21 protein-coding genes are annotated in these 15,748 nt (G+C 72.5%); 11 read left to right on the top strand and 10 right to left on the bottom strand.

Annotated elements, in window-relative coordinates:
* Positions 1-19: 19 nt before the first annotated feature.
* The 3 genes from ACFYPD_RS09210 to ACFYPD_RS09200 all read right to left on the bottom strand — a co-directional run bounded on the left by ACFYPD_RS09210 (position 20) and on the right by ACFYPD_RS09200 (position 1,962).
* A complete protein-coding gene (locus ACFYPD_RS09210) occupies positions 20-280 on the bottom strand; it encodes a YciI family protein (protein ID WP_387110659.1) in 261 nt (86 codons plus the stop codon).
* A gap of 26 nt (positions 281-306) precedes the next feature.
* Positions 307-1,164: a hypothetical protein gene (locus ACFYPD_RS09205; RefSeq protein ID WP_387112294.1), complete on the bottom strand. Its 858-nt coding sequence runs from the start codon at positions 1,162-1,164 to the stop codon at positions 307-309.
* A 138-nt stretch (positions 1,165-1,302) separates the two neighbouring features.
* On the bottom strand, positions 1,303-1,962 hold the full coding sequence (locus ACFYPD_RS09200; RefSeq protein WP_387110657.1) for an FKBP-type peptidyl-prolyl cis-trans isomerase: 660 nt from the start codon (positions 1,960-1,962) through the stop codon (positions 1,303-1,305).
* A 182-nt stretch (positions 1,963-2,144) separates the two neighbouring features.
* Between ACFYPD_RS09200 and ACFYPD_RS09195 the strand changes: the two genes are divergently transcribed.
* Positions 2,145-2,537: a PPOX class F420-dependent oxidoreductase gene (locus ACFYPD_RS09195; protein WP_387110655.1), complete on the top strand. Its 393-nt coding sequence runs from the start codon at positions 2,145-2,147 to the stop codon at positions 2,535-2,537.
* Positions 2,538-2,576: 39 nt separating this feature from the next.
* On the opposite strand, the gene ACFYPD_RS09190 is transcribed toward ACFYPD_RS09195, so the two are convergent.
* Positions 2,577-3,599: a Ku protein gene (locus tag ACFYPD_RS09190; protein ID WP_387110653.1), complete on the bottom strand. Its 1,023-nt coding sequence runs from the start codon at positions 3,597-3,599 to the stop codon at positions 2,577-2,579.
* Positions 3,600-3,684: 85 nt separating this feature from the next.
* On the opposite strand from ACFYPD_RS09190, the gene ligD (ACFYPD_RS09185) reads away from it, so the two are divergent.
* Positions 3,685-4,623 (top strand): non-homologous end-joining DNA ligase, encoded by a 939-nt coding sequence (gene ligD / locus ACFYPD_RS09185; RefSeq protein WP_387110651.1) that lies wholly within the window; start codon positions 3,685-3,687, stop codon positions 4,621-4,623.
* Entirely contained in the window at positions 4,613-5,527 is a 915-nt protein-coding gene (gene ligD / locus ACFYPD_RS09180) for a non-homologous end-joining DNA ligase (protein WP_387110649.1), read from the top strand. The genes ligD (ACFYPD_RS09185) and ligD (ACFYPD_RS09180) overlap by 11 nt, the downstream gene beginning before the upstream one ends.
* Here the strand turns inward: ligD (ACFYPD_RS09180) and ACFYPD_RS09175 are convergent.
* The 3 genes from ACFYPD_RS09175 to ACFYPD_RS09165 all read right to left on the bottom strand — a co-directional run bounded on the left by ACFYPD_RS09175 (position 5,454) and on the right by ACFYPD_RS09165 (position 7,483).
* Positions 5,454-6,497, bottom strand: coding sequence for a hypothetical protein (locus ACFYPD_RS09175; protein ID WP_387110647.1), 1,044 nt, complete (start codon positions 6,495-6,497; stop codon positions 5,454-5,456). The two genes, ligD (ACFYPD_RS09180) and ACFYPD_RS09175, sit on opposite strands and share 74 nt — an antisense overlap.
* Before the next feature lie 94 nt (positions 6,498-6,591).
* Positions 6,592-7,086: a cupin domain-containing protein gene (locus tag ACFYPD_RS09170; protein WP_151464479.1), complete on the bottom strand. Its 495-nt coding sequence runs from the start codon at positions 7,084-7,086 to the stop codon at positions 6,592-6,594.
* A 28-nt stretch (positions 7,087-7,114) separates the two neighbouring features.
* Positions 7,115-7,483, bottom strand: a complete 369-nt coding sequence (locus tag ACFYPD_RS09165) for a DUF4267 domain-containing protein (RefSeq protein WP_387110645.1) — start codon at positions 7,481-7,483, stop codon at positions 7,115-7,117.
* 88 nt (positions 7,484-7,571) lie between these two features.
* Here ACFYPD_RS09165 and ACFYPD_RS09160 point away from each other — a divergent pair, with 88 nt between their 5' ends.
* From ACFYPD_RS09160 to ACFYPD_RS09140, 5 genes are all read left to right on the top strand, one after another.
* The gene (locus tag ACFYPD_RS09160) at positions 7,572-8,153 is read left to right on the top strand and encodes a TetR/AcrR family transcriptional regulator (RefSeq protein WP_387110643.1); all 582 of its coding nucleotides are present in this window, start codon (positions 7,572-7,574) and stop codon (positions 8,151-8,153) included.
* Between the two features lie 45 nt (positions 8,154-8,198).
* Complete coding sequence (locus tag ACFYPD_RS09155) at positions 8,199-9,635, top strand: RNA-guided endonuclease InsQ/TnpB family protein (protein WP_387110641.1); 1,437 nt, start codon at positions 8,199-8,201, stop codon at positions 9,633-9,635.
* A gap of 47 nt (positions 9,636-9,682) precedes the next feature.
* Positions 9,683-10,420 (top strand): TIGR03089 family protein, encoded by a 738-nt coding sequence (locus tag ACFYPD_RS09150; RefSeq protein ID WP_387110639.1) that lies wholly within the window; start codon positions 9,683-9,685, stop codon positions 10,418-10,420.
* A gap of 228 nt (positions 10,421-10,648) precedes the next feature.
* Positions 10,649-11,566: an alpha/beta fold hydrolase gene (locus ACFYPD_RS09145; protein ID WP_387110637.1), complete on the top strand. Its 918-nt coding sequence runs from the start codon at positions 10,649-10,651 to the stop codon at positions 11,564-11,566.
* Between the two features lie 67 nt (positions 11,567-11,633).
* Positions 11,634-12,479, top strand: a complete 846-nt coding sequence (locus ACFYPD_RS09140; RefSeq protein ID WP_387110635.1) for a patatin-like phospholipase family protein — start codon at positions 11,634-11,636, stop codon at positions 12,477-12,479.
* 90 nt (positions 12,480-12,569) lie between these two features.
* Here the strand turns inward: ACFYPD_RS09140 and ACFYPD_RS09135 are convergent, their stop codons facing one another.
* Positions 12,570-13,010, bottom strand: coding sequence for a DUF1801 domain-containing protein (locus tag ACFYPD_RS09135; RefSeq protein ID WP_387110633.1), 441 nt, complete (start codon positions 13,008-13,010; stop codon positions 12,570-12,572).
* A gap of 152 nt (positions 13,011-13,162) precedes the next feature.
* Between ACFYPD_RS09135 and ACFYPD_RS09130 the strand changes: the two genes are divergently transcribed.
* Positions 13,163-14,035, top strand: coding sequence for a GNAT family N-acetyltransferase (locus ACFYPD_RS09130; RefSeq protein ID WP_387110631.1), 873 nt, complete (start codon positions 13,163-13,165; stop codon positions 14,033-14,035).
* A 347-nt stretch (positions 14,036-14,382) separates the two neighbouring features.
* Here the strand turns inward: ACFYPD_RS09130 and ACFYPD_RS09125 are convergent, their stop codons facing one another.
* Both ACFYPD_RS09125 and ACFYPD_RS09120 read right to left on the bottom strand, forming a co-directional pair.
* Positions 14,383-14,649, bottom strand: coding sequence for a hypothetical protein (locus ACFYPD_RS09125; protein ID WP_387110629.1), 267 nt, complete (start codon positions 14,647-14,649; stop codon positions 14,383-14,385).
* A complete protein-coding gene (locus ACFYPD_RS09120; RefSeq protein ID WP_387112291.1) occupies positions 14,646-14,924 on the bottom strand; it encodes a DivIVA domain-containing protein in 279 nt (92 codons plus the stop codon). The genes ACFYPD_RS09125 and ACFYPD_RS09120 overlap by 4 nt, the downstream gene beginning before the upstream one ends.
* Before the next feature lie 352 nt (positions 14,925-15,276).
* Here ACFYPD_RS09120 and ACFYPD_RS09115 point away from each other — a divergent pair, with 352 nt between their 5' ends.
* Positions 15,277-15,510, top strand: coding sequence for a winged helix-turn-helix domain-containing protein (locus ACFYPD_RS09115; protein WP_387110627.1), 234 nt, complete (start codon positions 15,277-15,279; stop codon positions 15,508-15,510).
* 37 nt (positions 15,511-15,547) lie between these two features.
* The coding region (locus ACFYPD_RS09110; protein ID WP_387112289.1) for a transposase at positions 15,548-15,748 on the top strand (201 nt) is incomplete at its 3' end.

The following is a 15,748-nucleotide window of genomic DNA, read 5'->3' as shown; positions in this document are numbered from 1 at the left end:
CCTGCCGGACGGCCCGGGGTCAGGTCAGGAACGGCGCCCACTCCCGGACCCGGGCGACCGCCACGCCGGGCGTGGTGAAGTACGCGTCGGCCGCGAGCACGCGGTCGAGCTCCGACCGGTCCGGCACGTCGAAGACGAGCACGGCGCCGGAGTCGTCGGGCAGCGGCCCGGCCATCCGGACGACGCCCTTCTCGTGCAGCTCGGTGAGGAGCGCGCGGTGGGCGGGGCGGGCGGCGAGCCGCTCCGGCGCCTCGGTGAACGCAAGTTCCACGATCCACATGCCCGGAAGGCTACGCCGTCCGCCGCTCAGCGGGCCGGGCTCGTTGCGTCGGTGGTCACGCTGCGCTGCGCCGGCAGGCCGATCGGTGCCTTCGGCGGGATGATCGTGCGGCACCGGGTGGCGATCGGTTCGAGCAGCTCCCGCAGCCGGGCGGTCCGCTCCGCGCCCAGCGCCCGCCACGGCCCGAGGGCCGCCCGGTCGGTGGCCTCCTCGACGGCCCGGAAGGTCGCGGTGCCGTGCTCGGTCGGCGCCCGGTCGGCGGTCAGCCAGCCCGCCTCGACCAGCCGCTCCTCGGCCGCGGCCCACTCCTCGTCGGTCCAGCCCCGGGCCGGCTGGTGGAACTCGCGGGACTGGTCGACCCGGCACCGCCAGGCGACCACCTCCACCGGCGCCAGGCCGGTCGTGACCAGCGCCGCCACGTGCCCGTCGCCCCGGTGCTCGCGCAACGTGGTGGCGGCCTGCCAGAGCCGGGCCAGCGGGTACTCGCCCCGGGGCAGGGCCGCGTTGACCGCGCCGAGCACCCGGCCGGCCGTCTCCACCCGCCCGGCCGCCTCCTCCAGCAGGTCGGCCGCCTCGACCAGGTGCGACTCGGGCAGCTCGTAGGTGAACTCGGCGAGCGCCTGCACGGCGCCGGTGAGCCGGGCGCGCAGCGCCTCCTCCGGGGTGGCCAGCCGCCACACCGAGGGCAGCGCCCGAGCCACCATCGACGGCGCGAAGCTGAAGAACGCGGCCACCACGGTCGGCGCGCCGACTGGCCCGAGCGGGGCGGCCCGGCCGGCGAAGTAGCCCCGCCAGTAGCCGCGCAACCCGACCGCCTCGTACGCCGTGCGGGCCCGGGGGTGGAAGTAGGTCACCGCGTGGACCGGCTCGAAGTGTGTCCACATCAGCCGGGCCAGCCCGGTGTCGTCCAGCGCCGCCACGTGCACCTCCGCGGTTGTGGGCGGGTCGCCGCGGGCGGTGGACCGCCCGCGGTGACCATGAACCTACTGCCGCTGGGTGACCGGGCGGAAGCCTGCTGTGAGCTACTGCGCGGCGAGCACGTCGACGACGAAGCGCAGCGGCCCGGCCGGACGGCCGCCCGACGCGTCCTTGCCGTACGCCAGCTCGGCCGGGATGTCCAGCTGCACCCGGCTGCCGACCGGGACGCCCACCAGGCCCTGGTCCCAGCCCGGGATGACCTGCCCGACGCCGATCGGGAAGGTGGCCGGCTGGCCGCTGTTCCAGGACGCGTCGAACTCCTTGCCGTCCTTGTAGAACACGCCCACGTAGTTCGTGGTGATCTGCTGGCCGGCCTTGACCGCCGGGCCCTTGCCCTTGACGAGCGTGGTGACGGCGAGCTTGGTCAGCTCGCCCTTGCCCGCCTCGACGGTCGGCTTGGTCTTCAGCGCCGGGTCGAGGTCCGCGGGGAACTGCTGCTCCGGGGCCGCGGTGGGCTCGGCCGGGGCGGTCGCGCTGGCCGACGCGGTGGGGCTCGCCGCCTTGTCGTCGTCGCCGTTGTTGAGCCAGACGATGCCACCGATCAGGGCCGCCACGGCGATCACACCGGCGGCGGCACCCAGCATCGACTGCCGGCGGCGCCGCGCCTCGGCGGCCTTCTTCGCCGCCAGCTGGGCGGCCAGCCGCCGCTCTGCCTTGGTGCCCGGGCTCTGGCCCGCCGACCGGTTCTCCACGCGCTCGCTCACGTCGACTCCCTGCTGGGTGGGGTGGGTGCGCCTCCGGCGGGCCGCCGCCGAAGCCAGCGCACACGGTACCCGCCCGGACGCCCGCGGTGCTCCCTCGGCCGGCCGGATTCGGACAGCTCGCTGCGGCGCGGGCGGCAGCGGAACGCGGGTGACGATCGGGCGGGCGGGGTAGGTTCTCGACCATGGCGATCCTCACCGAAGAAGACCTGGCCCTGCTCGCCGAACCGCAGCTCGCCCACGTGGCGACCATCGAGGTCGACGGCACCCCGCACGTCACCCCGGTCTGGGTGGACACCGATGGCGAGCACATCGTCTTCAACACCGCCAAGGGCCGGCAGAAGTACGTCAACATCGCCCGCAACCCGGTGGTCGCGGTCTCCGTGGTGGACAAGGCGGACGACTTCCGCACCCTCTGGGTCAAGGGCACCGCCGAGCTGGTCACCGAGGGGGCGGACGAGCACATCGACCGGATGGCGCAGAAGTACCTGGGGCAGGAGACCTACCCGTTCCGCCGGCCGGGCGAGGAGCGGGTGATCGTGCGGATCACCCCGACCGAGAAGCTCGGCCGGGGCTGAGCCACCGCCGTCGAGGGGCGGGGCCCCGGCCCCTCGACGTCAGGCGGTCTTGCGGGGGACCGCCTTCTTCTCGGCCGCCTTCTTGGCGGGGGCCTTCTTCGCGGCGGTCTTCTTGGCCGGCTCGGCCTTCTTCTCCGCCGCCTTCTTGGCGGGCGCCTTCTTCGCCGTGGCCTTCTTCTCGGCTGCCTTCTTGGCCGGCGCCTTCGTGGCCTTGGCCGCCTTCTGCGCCGAGCGCGCCGCGGAGATCGGCGTCGGCTCGCCCGCCCCGCCCTCCGGCGCCTCGCCCCGGGCCGCCCGGGCCCGCTCGACCGACGCCTTCAGGGCGGCCATCAGGTCCACCGCGGCGGCCGGCGCGGCCTCTTCCTCCTCCGGCTGGACCACCTCGCGACCCTCGACCTTGGCGTCGATGACCTCCTGCAACGCCGCCCGGTAGTCGTCGGTGAAGGCGTCCGGCTCGAACTCGCCGGCCATCGAGTCGATCAGCGAGCTGGCCATGGCCAGTTCCGGGGGACGTACCTTGAGGTCCTCGTCGAGGAAGCCGAAGTCGGGCTGGCGCACCTCGTCGGGCCAGAGCATGGTGTTGAGCAGCAGCACGCCCTCGCGGACCCGCAGGGTGGCGAGCTGCTCCCGCTGGCGCAGCGCCACCTTGACGATCGCCACCCGCTCCGAGTCGGCGAGCGCGTCGCGCAGCAGCACGTACGGCTTGGTGGCCGTGCCCTCCGGCTCCAGGAAGTACGCCTTGTTGTAGAGGATCGGGTCGACCTGCTCGGCCGGCACGAACTCCAGCACGTCGATCGCGTGCGAGGTGGTCAGCGGCAGTTCGGCGAAGTCCTCGTCGGTGAGGATGACCATCTCGCCGCCGCCGATGTCGTAGCCCTTGGCGATGTCGTCGTAGGTCACCTCCTCGCCGCAGACCGAGCAGGTGCGCTTGTATCGGATGCGGCCGCCGTCCTCGCGGTGCACCTGATGGAAGCGGATGTCCTTCTCCTCGGTCGCCGAGTAGACCTTCACCCCGATCGACACCAGGCCGAACGACACCGCTCCTTTCCAGATCGCCCGCATGACGCGCTCCTCTCCCCGGTTCTGACCAGAATCGCAAATGATCGAACGGGACGCACGCGCTTCCGCGTGCAACTACAGTCAGAAGGTGCCCGGCGCGCCGTTGAAGCCGATGCTCGCGATGACCGGGCAGCTCCCGGCCGGTGACGGCTGGGCGTACGAGTTCAAGTGGGACGGGGTCCGCGCGCTCGCCGACATCAGCCGCGGCCACCAGCACCTCTATGCCCGTTCGGGCGTCGAGATCACCACCGCGTACCCCGAGCTGATCCCCTTGGCCGAGCAGGTCGACGACGCCCTGCTGGACGGCGAGGTGGTTCTCTTCACCGACGGCCAGCCGTCGTTCACCGCCCTCGCCGAGCGGATGCACGTCCGCAACGCGGCCAAGGCCGCCCGGCTCGCGGCGACCGTCCCCGTCACGTACATGATCTTCGACGTCCTCCGGCTGCGTGGCGCGGACCTGACCGGCCGGCCCTACCGGGAGCGGCGCGCCGCGCTGGAGTCCCTGGGGCTCGGCGCCGCCCGGTGGGCGGTGCCGCCGGTCTTCGCCGACGGTCCGGCCACCTATGCGGCGGCCGGCGAGCACGGCCTGGAGGGGGTGATGGCCAAGCGGGTCGACGCGGTCTACCGGCCCGGGGTGCGCTCGCCGGACTGGGTGAAGGTCAAGTTGGAGGTCACCGGCGACTTCGTGGTCGGCGGCTGGCGGCCCGGCGCGCGGAAGGTCGGCGGCCTGCTGGTCGGGGTGCCCGGCCCGGACGGGCGGCTCATCTACCGGGGCCGGGTGGGCGGGGGGATCGGCGCGGCGATCGAGCGTGAGCTGCTGCGCGAGCTGGAGCCGCTGCGCTCCGGCGGGTCGCCGTTCGCCGGGGACGTGCCGCGCGAGGATGCCCGCGGCGCGATCTGGGTAACACCTCAGGTCGTGGTGGAGGTCAAGTACGGCCAGCGCACGCCGGACGGCCGGCTGCGCTTCCCCCGGATCCTGCGCCTGCGCCCGGACAAGCCTGCCGAGGAGGTCGACGATGCCAGCTGACCGCTTCAAGGTGGAGGTGGAGGGCCGCTCGCTGGAGCTGTCCAACCTGGACAAAGTCCTCTACCCGAAGGCCGGCTTCACCAAGGGCGAGGTGATCGACTACTACACCCGGATCGCCCCGGTGCTGCTGCCGCACCTTCAGGACCGGGCGCTGACCCGGATCCGCTACCCCAACGGCGTCGACGGCGGCTCGTTCTTCGAGAAGAACGCGCCCGCCGCCACCCCGGAGTGGGTACGCACCGTGAACCTGCCCGCCCCCGGGTCGAGCAAGGGGCGGGAGACCATCGACTACGTGGTCGCCGACGACCTGCCCACGCTGGTCTGGCTGGCCAACCTCGCCGCCTTGGAGCTGCACACGCCGCAGTGGAAGGTCGGTGAGCACCCGGACATGATGGTGGTCGACCTGGACCCGGGCGCCCCGGCCGCGCTGCGGCAGTGCTGCCAGGTGGCGCTGGTTATGCGGGACCGGCTGGCTGCCGACGGGGTGGCGGCCTATCCGAAGACGTCGGGGAAGAAGGGCATGCAGCTCTGCTGCCCGATCGCCGGCACGCAGTCCTCCGACGACGTGTCGGCGTATGCGAGGCGGATCGCGCAGGAGTTGGAGAAGGAGCACGCAAAGCAGATCGTCTCGAAGATGGCGAAGAACCTGCGCCCCGGGAAGGTCTTCATCGACTGGAGCCAGAACAACGCGGCCAAGACGACGGTGGCGCCGTACTCGCTGCGGGCCCAGGACGTGCCCTCGGTGTCGACCCCGCTGACCTGGGACGAGGTCGAGGCCGGCGCGGCCGGCAAGCGCCCGTCGACCCGCCCCTACACCGCCCCGGAGGTGCTCAAGCGGGTGGAGAAGCAGGGCGACCTGCTGGCCCCGCTGCTCGACGGCGGCCCGGAACTGCCCGGCAGCTGACCCGCCGCAGGCGCCACCACGCGCCGCCGACCAGGGCGAGGGCGATCGCGCTGATCGCCACGTCACCCACCAGGGCCGCCGCCGGCGTCGCCGGGGCATAGGTGGGCACGACATAGGCGTACGCGGCGGCGACGAGCAGGCTGGCCGAGCCGGCGGCGAGCACGTGCCGCTGCCCCCAGCCGGCGCGCCGGGACCACCGCACGAGCAGAACGGCCGCGATGCCGGCGAGGGCTAGCGCAAGGCCGATCCCCGGCCAGCCCGACACCAGCCCGGAACCGGCGTACGCGACGGCCACCACGAGCCCGACCCAGGCCGGACGCGGCGCGGGCGGGGTGTCCGGGCTGACGGGTCGCGGGCGGTGTCGCAGGGCGGCGACGATCAGCGCCAGCGCCACGGCGGTGGCGAACGCCAGCTGGGTCGGGGTGGCCAGGAAGTTCTTCCGGCCGCCGTCGTCGGTGAAGACCAGCAGGCTGCCGCCCAGCCAGAGCAGGGCGACCACGACCAGGCCCGGCCGGCCGAGCCACGGGCGCAGCCGCCGGTCCGCGCCCAGACAGGACTCGACGAGCGCGATCGGCCCGCAGATGCTCAACGCCACGTGGTTGCCCACGTAGTCGACCACCTGCCGGGCGCTGAACCCGAGGCCGGGCACCATCGTCGCCTCGGCGACGCGCTGGGTGTCGGCGAACTCGGTGTGGGCGAGGAAACCGGGGTTGAACAGCGACTGGTCGACCAGGCCGGCCTGGACCACGCCGAACGCGGCGGCGAGCGCCACGATCCCGGGCCAGCCGAGGCCGAGCCGCCGGGCCGTCTCGCGGATCAGCAGGGCGGCGCCCCCGTACATCGGGGCGAGCACGAGCACCACGAACGGCATGCCGGCGAGGGTGAAGCCGCCCCAGGCGCACTCGGCGGCCCACGGGGCGAGCAGCAGCAACGCGATCGCCGGTGCGAGGCGACTTCGCTTTGTTGTCATGGCCCCACCGTTCCGGGTTTGCCGGGTCCGCCGATACGGCCGTCGGACGACGGGACCCGCGACCAAAGTCGACGGTCGCGGGCCCGATCGTCGGTCACCGGCGGGCGGCGTCCCAGGCGTCACTGCTCCGGAAGTACGTGTCGTACAGCTCCTGCACCTCCAGCAGGCTCTCCGGCGGCACCTTCCCGTAGGCGATCCGCTCCAGGTGGCGGAAGTACTCGAACCGTTCGACGCCGGGGGTGATCACGATGAGGATGTCGGCGTTCTCGCCCGGGGCGGCGGCGAACGCGTGCGCCACGCCGGGCGGCACGATGACCAGGTCGCCGCGCTCGGCGGTGACGACCTGCTCGCCGGAGAGCAGTTGCGCGGTGCCGTCGAGCAGGTAGAACAGCTCGGCGGAGTTGCCGTGGTGGTGCGGCCGGGCGCCGTCCGCGCCGTCGGTGAGGGTGACCCGCTGGGTGGAGAGCGCCCCGCCGGTGGCGCTGCTGTCGGCGAGCAGCCGGATCGTGGTGGGGGCGCGGCCCACCACCTCGGCGTCCGCGTCACGGACGATGACGGACCGGTCGAAGTCGGGCGTGATCAGGGACATCGCGCTACTCCTGTCGTGGCGGTGCGGGTCAGAGGGCGAACAGCAGGACGGCGTTGAGCAGGACGACCACGGCGGTGGCGAAGTGGACGCCGAAGGCGATGGCCTTCCTGCCGCGGCGCAGCACGATGAGGGTGTCTCCCAACGGGTTGATCGCGACGATCAGCATGTACCAGGCGACCGCCTCGGCGTTGGTGAAGGCGATCAGCGCGAGACCGAGCAGGCCGTAGCTGAGGTCGCGCAGGCCCTTGATCGTGAGGTAGGCGGGGTCCTCGTCCGGCTTGACCGGAACGCCGTAGCCGGCGGCCGATGCCTGCGGCGCGAGGAGGAACCGGGCGCCGATGAAGACGCAGAAGAGGCTGAGGACGACGGCGAGCCCGTAGGCGATGGCGCTGAGCATCTCTGACTCCGATGGCTAGCAGTGCTAGATGTGAGAGCGACGCTAACAGAGCGGCGGCAGATTGGCTAGCGGTGCTAGAGTTCTGGTCATGTCGATTCAGGCGCGGCGGGAGCGAGAGCGGGCGGAACGGGAGCGGGCGATCGTCGCCGCGGCCCGGGAACTGGCCGAGTCAGAGGGCTGGGACGCGGTCACCACCCGCCGGCTCGCCGCCGAGATCGAGTACAGCCAGCCCGTCCTCTACAGCCACTTCAAGGGCAAGGACGCCATCATGGCGGCGGTCGCCGTGGAGGGCAGCGGTGATCTGGCCGCCGAACTCGCCGCCGCCCGGGCCGCCGCCACCGACCCGCGGCAGGCGGTGGCCGGCATCGCCACGGCGTACGCGGCGTTCGCCGAACGCCGGCCCGCGCTCTACGACGCGATATTCATCCTCCCCACCAGCCTGCCCTTCGCCAGCCAGGACGTGCCGGTGGAGCTGGCCCGGGCCTTCGCCGAGCTGGCCGAGACGCTGCGCCCGTTCGCCGGTGACGACGACCTGGAGACGTTCACCGAGACCTTCTGGAGCGGGCTGCACGGGCTGGTCACGCTGATGCGCACCGGCCGGCTGCGGCGGGAGCAGCACGAGCGGCGGCTGGGCCTCCTGGTCGACCGGTTCACCCGGCTAGTGCCGTGACCACAAACGTTCGCCGGGTCGGTTGCCGGGGAGTTTGTCGTACTGGTGGTGTTGGGTGGGGTTGTGCCTCGTCGTCGGGATCCTGCCGCGCCTCGGGTGGTGCATCGCACCGCGCGTGTGGCGTTGGGGGTGACGTCAGGGCAGCGGCGGCGGTGTTTCGGGTTGCTGCGTTCGGCCGGTGACGTGTGGGCGTGTGTGTTGGAGGTCAATGGGTGGCGACGTCGCCGCCGCGACGCGCCGCTGGTGGGCTATCAGGAGTTGTGTCGGGAGCTGTCCGTGTCGGGGCCGGGCACGTTCGGGGAGTTGGATTCGACGGGTGCCCGGTCGGTGTTGCGCCGGTTCTCCGATGCCTGGTTCGCGGCGACGAAACGCCGCAAGGTGGGTGACGTGTCGGCGCGTTTCCCGCGCCGGCGGCGGGGGTTGATGCCGGTGCGCTGGTATCACAGCACGTTCACCCTTGACGGTGCCCGGGTGCGGATCCCGACGGCGAGAGGCACCGCACCGTTGTGGGTGCGGCTGGCGCGCGCTCTTCCCTACCCGGTCGAGCAGGTCCGGTCGATCACGCTGCTGTGTGAGGGCGGCCGGCTGTTCCTGGACGTGACCGCTGAGGTGCCGGTGGCGACGTACCCGCCCGGTGAGGAACCGGACCCGGCCAGGGTGGCCGGGGTGGACCTGGGGATCATCCACCCGTACGCGGTGGCCGGCCCCGACGGTGCGGGGCTGTTGGTGTCGGGGCGGGCGATCCGCGGCGAACACCGCATGCACCTGGCCGACACGAAGGCCCGCCGCCGTGCGGTCGCCCGGCGGGCCCCGAAACCGGGGCAGAAGGGGTCACGGCGGTGGCGCCAGTACCGGCGTCGGGCGCGGCTGGTCGAAGGCCGGCACCGGCGCCGGGTGCGTCAGGCCCAACACGAGGCCGCCCGCCAGGTCGTGTCCTGGGCGGTACGCCAGCGGGTGGGTGTGCTGCACGTGGGTGATCCGCGCGGCGTGCTCGACCTACCGGCCGGGCGGCGGCACAACCTGCGGCTACGGCAGTGGCAGATCGGCCGGCTCCTGCAGGTCCTCACCGACAAAGCTGTCCTGGCCGGCATCACCGTCCACCTCGTCGACGAACGTGGCACCTCCTCGACCTGCCCGGCCTGCCGGCGGCGGGTACCGAAACCCCGCGGCCGGACCCTGTCCTGCCCACACTGCACGTTTACCGGGCACCGCGACCTCGTCGCGGCCGCCACCATCGCCACCCGCACCCCGGGCGGCGGAACCACCACCCCCACACCCGCTCGGGTGCCCGGGGTGGTCACGCACCGTCGAGCCGGACGACACCTCCCCGGTGCCGGCCAGTCCCGACGTGACCCCCGCCGCCCACACCAGGCGGCGCGAGGATCAGTTGGCCCGCGGAGGCCCGCCCCACCACCCGGTGGGGAGTCGCTCGCCCAAAAGGCGAGGATCCACAACCCCCACCGGACACCCGGTGAACGTTAGTGGACACCGCACTAGGGTGAGCTGACCGCCAGGGAGGAGTGCACCCGATGGCCGACCACGCACCCGTCGCCGTCGCGACGGACGAGCCGCTGCTCAGCTACCTCGACGGTGCCACCGGCGAGCGCACCGACCTCACCGCCCAGCAGTTGGGCGCATGGTCGGCCCGCAGCGCCGGGCTGCTCCGGGACGGCTGCGGGCTGCGCCCCGGTGACCGGGTCGCCGTGCTGCTGCCGCCGCACTGGCGTACCGCGGCCGTGCTCATCGGGGCCTGGTCGGTCGGGCTGGCGGTCTCGTTCCGGCCCCGGGCCCTGGCCGGGCTGGCGGTCCTCGAACCTGGCGCCGACCTGCCGTACGACGCGGTGTTCGTCACCCCGGAGCGGCTCGACGACTGGCTGGAGGACGTCCCCGAGGGGACGTACCGCTACCTCGTCGGCACCGGCCCCGGCCCGCTGGACGAGGTGCCGCCGGGCTGGTTGGACTGGTCCCCGGAGGTGCTCCGGCACCCCGAGATCGCTCCCGACCTGGCCGCTCTCCGCCCCACGGACCCGGCCAGCCCGGACGGCACCAGCTACGGCGAGTGGGGCGCGGTGGCCCGGGAGTACGCCAACCAGCTCGACCTGCGCGCCGGCGACCGGCTGCTGGTCGACGTGGCCGAGCACGAGCAGCCGCTGAAGTGGCTGCTTGCCCCCCTCGCCGCCGAGGCGTCGGTGGTGCTCTGCGCCAACCTCAACCCGGCTGACCGCGACGCCCGCATGGCGGGAGAGCGAGTCACCCGGGTGCTGTGACACCGGGTAACGGGTTGCCCGGCACCCGGTCTCGGTGGCGTGCAGGTGCGCGCCCGGGTGCCGCTCGGTCGGCCCCTGGCCACCATCTGTGCCGCTGCCTGACCAGCGGGGGCCGATCCTAGCCATCCCGGAGTCGCCGCGAACGCCTTCTCCCGGAACGCCGCCGGTGGCCGTCGCCCGGCTCTAGCGTGCAGACGTCGGCGGGGCGAGCACGAGGAGCGGCCGGTAATGAACGCCAGCGGATCGTCAACGTTGTTCACCGACCTGCGGCAGGTCGACGCCGGTGTGCTGGACGTCGGGTACGTCGACGCCGGCCTCCCGGACGGTCCGGTCGTGCTCCTGCTGCACGGCTGGCCGTACGACATCAACAGCTTCGCCGAGGTCGTCCCCCGGTTGACGGCGGCCGGCCACCGGGTGCTCGTGCCGCACCTGCGTGGGTACGGCACGACACGGTTCCGGTCGGCCGACACCATGCGGAACGGCCAGCCGGCAGCCCTGGCCCTCGACACCGTGGCCTTCATGGACGCCCTCGGGGTGCCGAAGGCGACCCTCGCCGGGTTCGACTGGGGCGCCCGCACGGCCGACATCATCGCCGCGCTGTGGCCGGAACGCTGCCAGGGCCTCGTCTCGGTGAGCGGCTACCTGATCGCCAGCCAGGAGTCGGGGCGCGCACCGCTCCCGCCGCAGGCCGAACTCGCCTGGTGGTACCAGTTCTACTTCGCCACCGACCGCGGCCGGGACGGGTACGAGAAGAACCTCGACAGCTTCGCCAAGCTGATCTGGCGGACGGCGTCCCCGAAGTGGGCCTTCGACGACGCGACGTTCAACCGGAGCGCCGCCTCGCTGCACAACCCCGACCACGTCGACGTCGTCATCCACAACTACCGCTGGCGCCTCGCCCTCGCCGCCGGGGAGCCACAGTACGACGAGGTGGAGGAGAAGCTGGCCGCGAACCCGAGCATCGAGGTGCCCACCATCACCCTCGAAGGCGATGCCAACGGCGCACCCCACCTCGACCCGTCCGTCTACGCCGGACGATTCTCCGGCCGGTACGAACACCGGACCGTGAGTGGCGGCGTCGGGCACAACCTGCCGCAGGAAGCGCCGCAGGCGTTCGCCGACGCGGTGCTGCAGGTCGCGACCTGACCCGCTGAGGCGTCCGTCACGGATCACGGGATCCACCGTGCCCGCCCGCTGTGCAAGGCTGGCGATCATGACGAACGCACTCGTACTCGCCGGTGGCGGCGTGGCCGGGATTGCCTGGGAGCTGGGCGTCCTGCGCGGCCTCGCCGACGCCGATCCCACCCTCGCCGACCGGATCCTCGCCGCCGACCTGGTCGTGGGCACCTCCGCCGGCTCCGCGGTCGCCGCGCAGATCACCAGCGGCGTCGCGCTCGACGACCTGTACGCGGCCCAGCTGCGCCCCGAGACCGCCGAGATCGAGGTAGACGTCGATACGGAGAAGCTCTTCGCCGACTACGCCGCCGCCCTGACCGGTGTGTCCGGGCCGCAGGAGGCCCGCCGCCGGTTCGGCGAGATCGCCCTCGCCGCGCGGACCGTCGACCCGGCCCTCCGGCTCGCCGCGATCGACGCCCGGCTCCCCGTGAAGCAGTGGCCCGACCGGCGCCTGCTGCTGCCCGCGGTCGACGCCGAGACCGGCGATGAGGCGATCTTCACCCGCGAGTCCGGGGTGACCCTGCGCGACGCCGTCGCCGCGAGCTGCGCGGTGCCCGGCATCTGGCCGCCGGTCGAGATCGGCGACCGCCGCTACATCGACGGCGGAGTGCGCTCCATGACCAACGCCGACCTGGCCGCCGGCGCCGACCGCGTGCTGATCATCCAGCCGACCCTCGCGGACACGCCGCAGCCGTGGGGCGACCTCGACGCCGAGATCGCCGCACTCGCCTCGGCCACCGTCCACGTGATCAGCGCCGACCAGGCGTCCGTCGACGCGTTCGGCCCCAACGCGCTGTCACCGGCGACCCGGGCGGCGTCCGCCCGCGCCGGGCGGGCCGTCGGCGCGGCACACGCCGCCGCCGTCGCGTCAGTCTGGAACTGACGCGCCCCGACGCCGCCGGAGGCGGCCCGTAACGTGCCGCAGGCGTTCGCCGAGCGCCGTTGCAGGTCGCGAGCTGACCCCCGCCTCCGGTCAGCGTTGGCTGGCCCGGTCGACGCCCCTGTGCGCCCGGACCGTGCGGTCGACCAGCTCGCGCAAGGCGCTCTCGTCGACGTCATCGAGTCGCTTCAGATAGAGGCAGCCCTTGCCGGTCTTGTGCGGACCGAGCCGGGCGAGCACCGACGGGTAGCGCTCCTCGAACCCGCCCACCAGGTAGACGACGAGCTGCTGCTTGCGCGGCGAGAAGCCAACCAGCGGCCAATCGCCCGTGCGCCCGTTCTCGTAGGTGTAGCGGTAGGTGCCGAAGCCCACGATGCTCGGGCCCCACATCACCGGGGGCTCGCCGGTGACCTCACGCAACAGCGCGCAGAGGCGCTCGGCGTCGGCCCGCCGGCGTTCGTCCGGCACGGCCGCCAGGAAATCGTCGACGCTGGCGTCGGTCGGCACGGTCACCGGCTGCTTCGAGGTCGCCATGGGCTGATGCTCCCAGGCGGGTACGACACCGCATCCGGCTCGAATCTGGTTGACACCCAGCGGGGGCGCGGTGCCTACTGCCTGCCGGGCCTTGTCACCGGCCGGTACTCGGTTGATGGCCGGCCGGTGGGCCATTGACGACAGGGGTAGGGATGGACGGGACGGACGCTCTGACCTGGGAAGAGTTCGGCGAGAAACACCTCGCGGAGCTGACCCGGCTGGCCGAGGCGTGCCTGGCCGTCGACGGTGGGCTGCCGCTGTTCGCCCGTACCCCGTTGGTGCGGGCGCGGCTGCTCCAGACCCGTACCCTCGGCGCCTGGCACGACGGCGGCCTGGTCGCGGCCGTGGGGGTCGGCCTCGGCGGGCAGACGGCCACCAGCACGGGCCTGGTGCATCCGGACTGGCGGGGGCGGGGCCTCGGCGGCCGACTGCTGAGCTGGGCCGGCGAACAGGCGGGTGATGCCGACCTGCTGGTGACCACCGAGTCGTGGAACCCGGGCGCGGACGCCCTGTTCACGGCGCGCGGCTTCGAGCGGACCTTCGCCGAGTGGGTGCAGCGGCACGACCTCGGCGCGCTCCCGGAGGTCGCCCGGCCCGTTGACGTGACCGCCGACCCGGTGGCGCTCGGTCCCGAGCTGTTCGAGACCTACCGGGCGTCGTTCGCCGACCGGCCCGACTTCGCCTCGCCCACGGCGGAGGAGTGGCTGGGTGAGCTGGGGGAGGACGACGAGTACCTGGCGGACCTGTCGCTCATCGCGCGTGGTCCCGACGGTGCCGCCGTCGGCTTCGTCAACGTCATCGACAACTGGGTCGACCAGGTGGGTGTGGTCCCCGAGTGGCGGGGGCGGCGGGTCGGGGCGTATCTGGTGGCTCGTGCGCTGCGGGGTCTGGCGGCCGATGGGGCGCGGGAGGTGTGGCTCTGCGTCAACGACAACAACCCGGCGGCTGAGCTGTACCGGCGGCTCGGGTTCCAGGACGCCGGCCGCCGTGCTCGCTACCTGCGTCGGTCGCCGGTGTCTTCATGAGCGGAAACGAGCGCGCTCGGCCTTCGTGGAGGCCGAGCGCGCTGGCAGTTCTTGTCTTCAGCGGACCGGTCGGTCCGGTGTCTCGGGCTTACTGAAAGACCCGGCCGGGCCGGGTGGCTTTCGCCTTGGTGATCAGGGAGTCTCCCCGTCTACGGCGCACCTGGATGCTCTTTGTCGCCCTTTTGATCGGGGTGAGGATTCTGTCCTTCATCGCGTGCCCCTCTTCTCTCGTGCGTCAGATCGGAGATGGCGCTTCCGCAGCACGGCGTCTACCCGCCCTGCCTCCAGTCCGCGTACCCGCTGGGACCGCCGCCATTCCGCCACCGCTGGCCGCGCATCGGTCGTGCTCAGCTGCGGGTGAGCCAGGGTGCGCGTCGCGCGCAGGGCGAGGTGTGGTCGACCGGCAGGGCGCAGCGCCCGCCGCCGGGTAGTGGGCGGTCGCAGAAGACCCAATGGCGTAGGGACTGCTGGTCTTCGGTCGAGACCGTTACGCCGCCGGGCTCTATTCGGGCGCTGAGCTGGGCGAGCAGGCGGGCGGCGGTGCGGGCGAAGATGCGGGCGCGGTGCAGGTCGGGGGCGGTCACGGGTAAGTGGATCACCCAGCGGTCGGTCATCGGTAGCGGTGGTTCGCCGACTGGGCGCTCTGCCAGGTGCGCAGGGCGTTCTTGATGCGGACGTTCTCTTCCTGCACCGCTCGCAGAGCGGTCTGGGCGACGGTGAGTTCGTCGGCGACCTGGTGGAGGAAGGTGCGGATCTCGGCTGGGTCGAGGCCGCGGCGGCGGACGTTGAAGCAGCGCTCACGGATTTGCCAAGGGCGAAGTGGCTGGCGTCGGTTGGCTTGTGCGGTTAGTTGCTCGTCGTCGCGTCGGCCTGCCGACCGACGGAACAGGTTGCGCACGGGGGACCGCCCTTCGTCGGGTCGCGTCGAAGTGTGGTGGGCGGCCTCCGCGGATTCCGGTCGGCGGAGGTTGCCCTGCCCTGCGGCCGGTTCGGGGTGCGGCAGCAGGGGCTGCTTGCGTTGGGGTGCTGGCACAGCCGACGAGCGAAGTCAGCCGTGCCAGCGGAGGTGGATGCCCAACCGGGAGGGCCGGTTGCCTACCAGGCGATCCAGTGCCGGGCTTCCGGGGCTCAACATACAATGCAAAGCATGCAAAGGACAAGAGCCGAACATGCTAAGCACGCGAAGTCTTGGCTGCCGAGGTGGCGGCGTGGGAGGATCTTGGGGCCTACCAGGAGTTGCCATGCCCCGAATCCCAGAACGTCAGCGCATCGCTCAGGACATCCGCGACAAGATCAGCTCGGGCGAGTACGGCCCGGGGGTCAAGCTGCCTTCGCTCCGCGAGATGTCTGCGCACTACGGTGTCTCCGCCGAGCCGGTCCGGTCCGCTCTGCTGATCCTGCAGGCTGAGGGGCTGGTCGAGGGTCATCAAGGTAAGGGCGTGTATGTGACGGGGAACCTTTCGGCAGCTGACTAAGAACTCCTAACAGAATGATCTAGGGGTCTTGTCCTTGATGGACGATCGACTAGAGTGCTCGGCCGTGAGGAGGGGTGAACAGCCGCCGTGGATCGTCTCGGACGAGTTGTGGGCGGAGATCGAGCCGCTGTTGCCGCCCCGTGCACCGCGCAGGCACCGGTTCCCGGGCCGTAAGCCCCTCGATGACCGCAAGGTGTTGTGCGGGATCTTGTTCGTGCTCTACACCGGGATCCCGTGG

Origin of the sequence: Micromonospora sp. NPDC005299 (assembly GCF_042872345.1) — a bacterium.
Taxonomy (GTDB): Bacteria; Actinomycetota; Actinomycetes; order Mycobacteriales; family Micromonosporaceae; genus Micromonospora.
This window is presented reverse-complemented; position numbering and strand designations above follow the sequence as displayed.